Origin of the sequence: Halolamina pelagica, from assembly GCF_900115675.1 — an archaeon.
Classification (GTDB): Archaea; Halobacteriota; Halobacteria; order Halobacteriales; family Haloferacaceae; genus Halolamina; species Halolamina pelagica.
Genome location: NZ_FOXI01000030.1, coordinates 1 through 7,658, shown reverse-complemented (window position 1 = coordinate 7,658; position 7,658 = coordinate 1). Strand labels below are relative to the sequence as shown.

General features: G+C 63.7%; 7 protein-coding genes and 2 pseudogenes. 8 read left to right on the top strand and 1 reads right to left on the bottom strand.

Annotated features, from left to right (window positions below):
* Positions 1–249 precede the first annotated feature (249 nt).
* The 8 genes and pseudogenes from BMZ83_RS15825 to BMZ83_RS17490 all read left to right on the top strand — a co-directional run.
* Positions 250–690: a hypothetical protein gene (locus BMZ83_RS15825; RefSeq protein WP_143077031.1), complete on the top strand. Its 441-nt coding sequence runs from the start codon at positions 250–252 to the stop codon at positions 688–690.
* The gene (locus BMZ83_RS15820) at positions 687–1,022 is read left to right on the top strand and encodes a hypothetical protein (RefSeq protein ID WP_074880923.1); all 336 of its coding nucleotides are present in this window, start codon (positions 687–689) and stop codon (positions 1,020–1,022) included. The genes BMZ83_RS15825 and BMZ83_RS15820 overlap by 4 nt, the downstream gene beginning before the upstream one ends.
* Before the next feature lie 21 nt (positions 1,023–1,043).
* Positions 1,044–2,672, top strand: coding sequence for an N-acyl-D-amino-acid deacylase family protein (locus BMZ83_RS15815; protein ID WP_241729608.1), 1,629 nt, complete (start codon positions 1,044–1,046; stop codon positions 2,670–2,672).
* Positions 2,669–3,805, top strand: a complete 1,137-nt coding sequence (locus BMZ83_RS15810) for a mandelate racemase/muconate lactonizing enzyme family protein (protein WP_074880921.1) — start codon at positions 2,669–2,671, stop codon at positions 3,803–3,805. Before BMZ83_RS15815 ends, BMZ83_RS15810 begins: the two co-directional genes overlap by 4 nt.
* A 70-nt stretch (positions 3,806–3,875) precedes the next feature.
* Complete coding sequence (locus tag BMZ83_RS15805) at positions 3,876–4,958, top strand: DUF1611 domain-containing protein (protein ID WP_074880919.1); 1,083 nt, start codon at positions 3,876–3,878, stop codon at positions 4,956–4,958.
* Positions 4,955–6,013 (top strand): dipeptide epimerase, encoded by a 1,059-nt coding sequence (locus BMZ83_RS15800; protein WP_074880918.1) that lies wholly within the window; start codon positions 4,955–4,957, stop codon positions 6,011–6,013. Before BMZ83_RS15805 ends, BMZ83_RS15800 begins: the two co-directional genes overlap by 4 nt.
* Positions 6,014–6,222: 209 nt before the next feature.
* Complete coding sequence (locus tag BMZ83_RS15795) at positions 6,223–7,326, top strand: dipeptidase (RefSeq protein WP_079990235.1); 1,104 nt, start codon at positions 6,223–6,225, stop codon at positions 7,324–7,326.
* Between the two features lie 51 nt (positions 7,327–7,377).
* Positions 7,378–7,521: pseudogene (locus BMZ83_RS17490) on the top strand (RNA-guided endonuclease TnpB family protein); the annotation flags it as partial.
* 13 nt (positions 7,522–7,534) lie between these two features.
* On the opposite strand, the pseudogene BMZ83_RS17300 reads toward BMZ83_RS17490, so the two are convergent.
* A pseudogene (locus BMZ83_RS17300) lies at positions 7,535–7,658 on the bottom strand (transcriptional regulator TrmB); the annotation flags it as partial.

Sequence of the window (7,658 nt, the reverse complement as noted above, 5' to 3'; positions counted from 1 at the left end):
AATCCAGTCGCTATGACCGCTGAGGCGTGTGATTTCTGCCATAGATCAGCACAAAATCACCACGCCTCACTCTTCATGCTTAACTAAACACGACCCCTTCCATCGGGCGAAGGGTTTTCTACCCGCACTTACCATGCCATGGTATGAGTAGACGTGGCTCGAACGAGCAATCGAGGTCGGTTCCCGACAAGGGTACGCTGAAAGCAGCCGCTGGTCGACACAACCACTGCCGTGCACCGAGGAGGGCCCGTGAATAACCGTTTGCTGCTCGGCTCTCTGGTCGTTCTTGCGGCGCTCTCGGGGGTTGTCGTAGTGGAGGCCGAGCAAAACTACGCTGCCGTCACCGCCGGCGATCCATCTACAGCTACCGTTGGTTCGGCCACGGCCACCGATGATGGAGTCCAAATTGAGGTTGTTGTAGTGAACGAAATGCCCGAACCGCTCAAGGTGCAGTACGTCCGAATCGTACTCCACCGACCCAATGCGACTGACGCTGCCAGCATCCCGTACAAGGGAGCCCGTTCGGTGGCACCGGGTGAGTCAACGCTGACTATGACGGTACCTGAGCGCCAACTGTCGGGTAACGTCTCGGCATGGGAAAGGGTCCACATCGACGGTTACGTCGCTGTCGCAGTCTATAACGACCACCGGTTCCAAGTCTCCATCAAGGAGCGAAAGGTGACGCTGTGAGCAACGATGACCCCCAGCGCGGTGAAGGAGAGTACACCGACTGGGAGCGTCCTGGCCAGGGCGACGACGTATCGGCGCCGGACATCGGGCCAGACAAAGAGGAGCCACCACCACCCCCGTCAGAGTGGCGGGGAGAGCTAATCCGAGACCACATCCGGGAGCGCCTCGGCGTCTCAGCCCAACAGTGGTACGTCATCGAAACGGCCCTGCTCGTCCTTCCCTACCCGCTGTTCGTCCTCATATATCTCACCTACCCGGTGAACGAGATGTTGTTCTTGCTGAGCACGCTGGTGTATTCGCTGATCGCTGTCTATGTCGGGTTCCTTTCCTGACCCCGTATAAAGTCGGGGGTATTGTTTAGCCAGTCAGTCACGCCTTTCTACACGATGAGATACGACACTGTTCTGCGAGACGGACGCATTGTCGACGGAACCGGTTCACCGTGGTATCGCGGGGACGTTGCCGTCGCCGACGGTCGAATCACCGCAGTCGGCGAAGTTGATGGCGATGGAGACCGGGAGTTGAAGCTCGATGGACGAGTGGTCGCGCCGGGGTTTATTGACATCCACACCCACTCCGATTTCACCCTGCCCGCGAATCGCGAGGCCCACAGCAAGGTGCGTCAGGGTGTCACCCTCGAGATCGTTGGCAACTGCGGGACCAGCGCGGCGCCCCGCAACGGCAAGGCCGCCCGGTCGGTCGACAACTGGTTCCAGAGCCGTGGGCTCGCCGACGAGGTCGATTCCGAGCAGTGGCAGTCGATGGCCGAGTACCTTGAGTTCCTCGACGCCGACGGGGTGTCGCTCAACATCGGCTCGCTCGTCGGTCACGGCAATGTGCGTGCGGCGGTCGTGGGGTACGACGACCGCGCGCCCACCGACGACGAACTCGCAGAAATGCAGGCCCTCGTAGCCGAGGCGATGGCCGACGGTGCGGTTGGCCTCTCGACGGGCCTGTTCTACCCGCCCGGCTCCTACGCCGAGACCGACGAGGTGGTCGCGCTGGCAAAGACAGCCTCCGACCTCGGCGGCTTCTACGCCACCCACATGCGCTCGGAGAGCGACAAGCTCATCGAGAGTGTCGAGGAGACCCTCGAGGTGGGTCGGCAAGCCGACATCCCCGTCCAGATCTCCCACCACAAGGCTATCGGCCCGGACAATTGGGGGAAGGTCCGGGCGACGCTCCGCCGGATGGAGCTGGTCCGCGAGCGCGAGGGTCTCGAGGTCCAGTGCGACCAATACCCCTACGTTGCCTCCTCGACCAGTCTCGGGGCATTGCTGCCCAACTGGGCCCACGACGGCGGCGACGACAAACTTCTCGAACGCCTCAGTGACGACACAGACCGGGCTCGAATCCGCGAGGACCTTACCACCGACCGGAACAGGAGCTGGGACGGCGTGCTCGTCACCGCGGTCCAGAACCCGGAGTTGACCGACTACGAGGGCCGGACCATTGCAGAGATCGCCGCCGGTGATGGTGAGAACCGAGAGCCGGCGGAGATCCTGCTCGACATCGTGCTTGAGGACAAGAACCGCACGATGCATGTGAACTTCGGGATGGACGAGGATGACGTGCGGACGGTGATGCACCACGACTTGACGATGGTCGGGAGCGACGGTTCCTCGCTCTGCCAGCACGGCCCTCTGGGGGAGGGGGTTCCCCACCCGCGCAACTATGGCACATTCCCACGCGTGCTCGGCCACTACGTCCGTGAGGAGGGGGTGCTCTCGCTCGAGGACGCGGTGCACAAGATGACCGGTATGCCCGCAGCGCGGCTCGGTCTCGATGACCGCGGAGTGCTCAAAACCGATGCCCACGCCGACTTAGTAGTGTTCGACGCTGAAACCGTTGAGCAAACCGGTGATTTCCTCGACCCGGCACATTATCCGGCGGGAATCGACCACGTATTCGTCAACGGTGACCTGGTCGTCGACGGAGACGACCACACCGGGGCGCGGCCCGGGGAGGTGCTCGGCGCATGAGCGCCACAATCACGAACGTCGAGACGATTCCAGTCTCGGTACCGACCGAGGAGTCCTACGAGACGAGCCTCTCGGTTGCCACCGGTGGCCAAGGCGCTCACGACCACGTGCTGGTCCGAGTCGAGACGGACGCAGGTGTGACGGGGGTGGGCGAAGTCGCACCGCACTCGCCGTGGCCCCACGGACTCACGCAGTCGGCCGTCGTCGACTTGATCGCGGACCGAATCACGCCCGCCATCGATGGGAAACCGCTCCACCGCATCCCTCGACTGGTCGAGAACGTTGAGCAGGTGCTCTCGGGCGAGTCGTTCCCGCTCTGTGGCATCGATATGGCACTCCACGACGCGCTGGGGAAGCTACGCGACCAACCGGTCTACGAACTACTCGGCGGGCCGGCCGGCAAGGAACCAATGGTTGACCTGCATTCCTCGATCGGTATCCGCCCGCCCGAAGAAGTGCGTGAAATCGCAGCCAGGGCGGCCGAGGAGGGGTTCAACGCGTTCAAGCTCAAGGTTGGCGGTCCGGATCTAGCCGCTGAACGAGCGGCCGTCGAGGCAATCGCGGAGGCCGTCCCGGACGCGCGTATCCGTATAGACGCCAACCAGGGCTGGACGGCCGCGGAGGCGGTGAATGCGGTGCCGGAGCTTGACGAGGCGGCCGGCGGGCTGGTGCTGGTCGAGCAGCCGGTTCCTTACGATGACACTGCCGGCCTGCGCCGGGTCCGGGAGGCAGCTGGGGTACCGGTGCTGGCCGACGAAGCGTGCTTCTCTCCCCAGGACGTGGCGTCGCTGGCTAAGCAGGGCGCCTGTGATCTAATCAACATCAAACTCGCGAAGACCGGTGGACTCAGCCGTGCCCAAGACGTGGCGACCGTGGCAAACGCCCACGGCCTCGCCTGCTTCATGGGGAGCATGCTGGAACTTGGGGTCGGCACCGCCGCTAACGCCCAGTTCGCTGCTGCTTCGCCAGCTGTTAGCTACCCGTCGGGGGTGCTCAACGTACACGCCGCCTCGACCCTCATTGAGGAGACTGAGCGGTGGACGCCCGACGGCGACCGGTTCATTGTGCCTGACAGTCCTGGGCTGGGTGTGACACTGGACAGTGACGCTGTGGAGCGGTACCGGGTGGATTAGTCCCACACGGCAGCCCCACCATGAGAGGGTGTGGGGTTTTGTGGCTGAGTTCGAAATCTGCAGTTACGCCATGAATCTTCGAGAGTCGTTTAATGCGCCCACTCCTGTCATCGTGCTGGCGGAGGGGGAGTTCGGGAAAACCGGAGGGAAGACGTCGAACGGGGTCGTGCTCAACAGCGAGCTCTTCGACGCGCGAGTGGTGGTCGATTCCGAGACCGCCGGGGAATCGCCTGCGTCCGTACTGGGCCGGAGAGAAGCCCCCGAGATACCCATCGTTTCCTCCGTCTCGGAGGCGTTGGAGACGGCGCCGGAGACCGAGGCACTGATTATCGGAGTGGCCCCCGCAGGCGGTGAGCTCCCGGACGCCTGGGTTACCGGCCTCGAGGAGGCAATCCGGGCCGGCTGCGACGTCGTATCCGGACTGCACACGTTTCTTAGCGAGGACGAGCACTGGGCCGAACTGGCAGAGAGCCATGACGCGCGCATATTCGACGTCCGCAGGCCGCCGAAAAATGACCAGCTACGGGTCGGCGACGGCTCCGTTGACGAGGTGGACGCCGACGTGGTGCTCACGGTCGGTACCGACTGCGCGGTCGGAAAGCGCACGACGACGTTCGAGCTCTACCGCGCCGCTCGCGAGGCGGGTTTGGACGCCGGCTGGGTAGCCACGGGCCAGACCGGCATCATGGTCGGCTCCCAGGCCGGCGTCGTCATCGACCGCGTGCCCGCTGACTTTGCCGCTGGCGTCGTCGAGGATCTCGTGAAGTCCGTCGCCGAGGCCCACGACCTCGTGTTCGTCGAGGGGCAGGCGTCGCTTACCCACCGAGCGTACTCCAACGTTACGCTGGCTATCCTCCACGGTTCGTGGCCAGATGCGGTCGTCATCGCTGACGACCCTGAACGAAGCCGCCGCACTCACTTCGAACAGTTCGCCGTCGAAGGTGTCGAAGCCGAAACGGCCCTCATCCAGGAGCTTTCAGAGGCTGAGGTAGCGGGTATCTCGACGTGGGGCGACCCTACGGTCGAGCAGGAGCGCCACGACCTCCCGGTCTCGAACGTCTACTGGGAAGAGGGACCGGGTGAGCTCCTGACCGCGGTCCGGGAGACTCTCAACATCGACGTACCGAGCAGTCTGGCCGGGGAGGGCGCATGAGCCGAATCGTCGAGCTCACGGCCGATCCGCTCGACTTAGCCCTCTCTGAGCCGTTCGAGATTTCGCTTGGGGTCCAGCACCAGGCGTCGAACGTGCTCGTTACGATCGAGACCGAAGCAGGTGTCACCGGCTATGGGGAAGGTTCGCCGGTCCCGCCGGTCACCGGTGAGACACAGGCAGCCGCTCTCGCAACCGCGGAGGCGGCCGCGGAAGTTGTTGAAGGACGCTCCGTGGCGGCCTACCGCGAACTGATTGGCGACCTTCGGAGCACCTTCCCCGGGATGGTATCAGCCCTATTCGCGGTCGAGACGGCGGTACTTGACGCCTACTGTCGCGAGAACCAGATCCCTCTCTCAGCGCTGTTCGGGGGCGACCCGGGGCCGGTCGAGACCGACATGACCATCCCCATCGTCGACCCCGGTGAGGCGACTCGGCGAGCCAGCAACGCGGCCAGTGATGGGTACGAACACCTGAAGATCAAGACCGGCAACGACGTGGCCTCGGACGTTGAGCGCGTCATCGCAGTCCGAGAGGCGGCACCCGATGCCGCGCTCAAAATCGACGCCAACCAGGGCTGGACCCCGAAACAGACCGCGGCGTTCGCCGACGCGATGACCGACCACGACATCGACCTCGAACTCATCGAGCAACCTACCCCCGCGGACGACATCACGGGCCTCGCCGACGCGCGTCGGCGCATCGATGTCCCCATCGCCGCCGACGAGTCGGTGTTCACACCGGAGGACGCAATCCGGGTCGTTCGTGAGGAGGCCGCAGACGTCATCAACGCTAAACTGGGGAAATCCGGCCCCCTCGCAGTTGCCGAAATCGCGGCCATCGCTCAGGGCGCGAACCTCGAATGCATGATCGGCTGCATGCTCGAGGGCGCAGTAGGAATCCACACCAGCGCCCACGTAGTCGCGGGAACGGGGGCGTTCTCCTACGTGGACTTGGACGGCAACCGGCTGCTCGCGGAGGACATCATCGAGACTGGTGGGGGCCCGACACACGAAATCACGGGGCCAGGGCATGGCGTGACACCGGAGAGACGTTAAGCGAGCGCTTCCACGTGGATCTGACGTTGAAGCCTCGAACTCCGGTACGAACGGAAGACCCGACGAGATCACCATCGTCATCAGATCGAGCGGGGCGGTTCGAGGCGACAGATGTTGACACCACCTAACTGCCGAAGGCGTGTCTCTTCTGTGCCGCGCCCTTCCATAGTGGGGCCTGAAATTAGGGGGGTCCCTCCCGAAAGAGGCGTATGGAGCCAGTGTTTGACTACAGCGCGGGAACGCCGTGGATCGTCAACGACGCCGTTGAGGCCGTCATCAACGAGCAATTACCAGAGGGCAGCGCGGGTGTCGTCGCGGACGCGGTCGCCGACGAGCAGGTACGCCAGTTCCGGACCACTGAATCCTTCCGTCAGCGCTACAGAGAAGCCTTCGAAGCGGCCGGGGTCAACCTGCCCAGCGTCACTCTCGGAAGCAGCAGCCCCGAACGCTCCTACCGAGAGGGCGTGTTCGAGGACCTCCATCGCTGGTCTGCGCGGTTCGACACAGCGGACTGGCTCCGGAAGGTCACGACGCCGGAACAGGCACGGGTGGTCGCCAAGTCAGATCGAATCGGTGTGATCCTCAACACGCAGAACCTCGGCGAAGCCATCGAGGGCGACATCGACGAAGTCGAACGGCTGTACAACGCCGGTGTCCGGCTGATGCAACTTACCTACAACAGCCAGAACGGTGTCGGAACGGGTTGTACCGACCGCTCTGACGGTGGGCTGTCGGACCATGGTCTCAACGTAATCGAGAAAATGAACGAACTCGGCGCCGTCGTGGACCTGTCCCATTGTGGTACCCAGACCACCATCGACGGTATCGAGCACTCCGACGCACCGGTTGCGGTGACCCACTCCTCCTGCGAGACGGTCTATGACCACGACCGTGCCAAGTCCGACGAGGAACTGGAGGCGCTCGCAGCGGTGGACGGCTACATGGGCATTGTGGCCGTCCCCTTCTTCCTGACAGAAAAGGCCGATTCGTACGACTTCGAGGTGTTCTTCGATCACCTCGAGCACGCGGTTTCGATCCTCGGGGCCGACCGGGTGGGCATCGGTTCGGACTTTGGCTCCATCGACGCCGACTACCCGACCGCGCTTCGGGACGGGATGATGGAGGTGCTTCGCTCGGTCGGCTTCCGGGAAGAGCACGAAGTCGAACTTGGCGAGGGGTTCGACACAATGCAGCGCTACGAGGACTGGGGCGTCATCCGGGAGGGGTTAGAGGAGCGCTTCACCGAGTCAGAGGTGCGGGGGATTCTCGGCGAGAACTTCCTCTCGTTTTGGGATCGGGTGCGGGAGGCCTGATCGCTGGTATCCGAAAGTTTGGAGGGGACTCCGTAAGAGCGCCGTCCCTATCGACTCCTTCGCAACCAAACTGGCGGCGAAGGAGGCGCACCCGTAGGCGTGCGCTTGAACACCGGGATGCTGAACGCGAACGGGGTCAAGCCCCTGCCGTATTCGGCTAGAGCGGGAGTCCACGGTGAACACCACGGTCCCTAGGGCCGTAGTAAGCTTACTCTGATAGTGGCACCTCGTAGTCAACCGCCAGCTGCTGGAACTCGTCCCACTCCGGGAGCCGCTCGTCATCAACCTCGCCGTGCGTCTCGAGGTAGCGCAGCAAGGCGTCGATTTCGTCT

What these genes read in the sequence shown, in the direction of transcription:
- BMZ83_RS15800 (WP_074880918.1), top strand. Translation starts at nt 4,955, where the DNA reads ATGAGCCGAATCGTCGAGCTCACGGCCGATCCGCTCGACTTAGCCCTC.
- BMZ83_RS15795 (WP_079990235.1), top strand. Translation starts at nt 6,223, where the DNA reads ATGGAGCCAGTGTTTGACTACAGCGCGGGAACGCCGTGGATCGTCAAC.
- BMZ83_RS15810 (WP_074880921.1), top strand. Translation starts at nt 2,669, where the DNA reads ATGAGCGCCACAATCACGAACGTCGAGACGATTCCAGTCTCGGTACCG.
- BMZ83_RS15805 (WP_074880919.1), top strand. Translation starts at nt 3,876, where the DNA reads ATGAATCTTCGAGAGTCGTTTAATGCGCCCACTCCTGTCATCGTGCTG.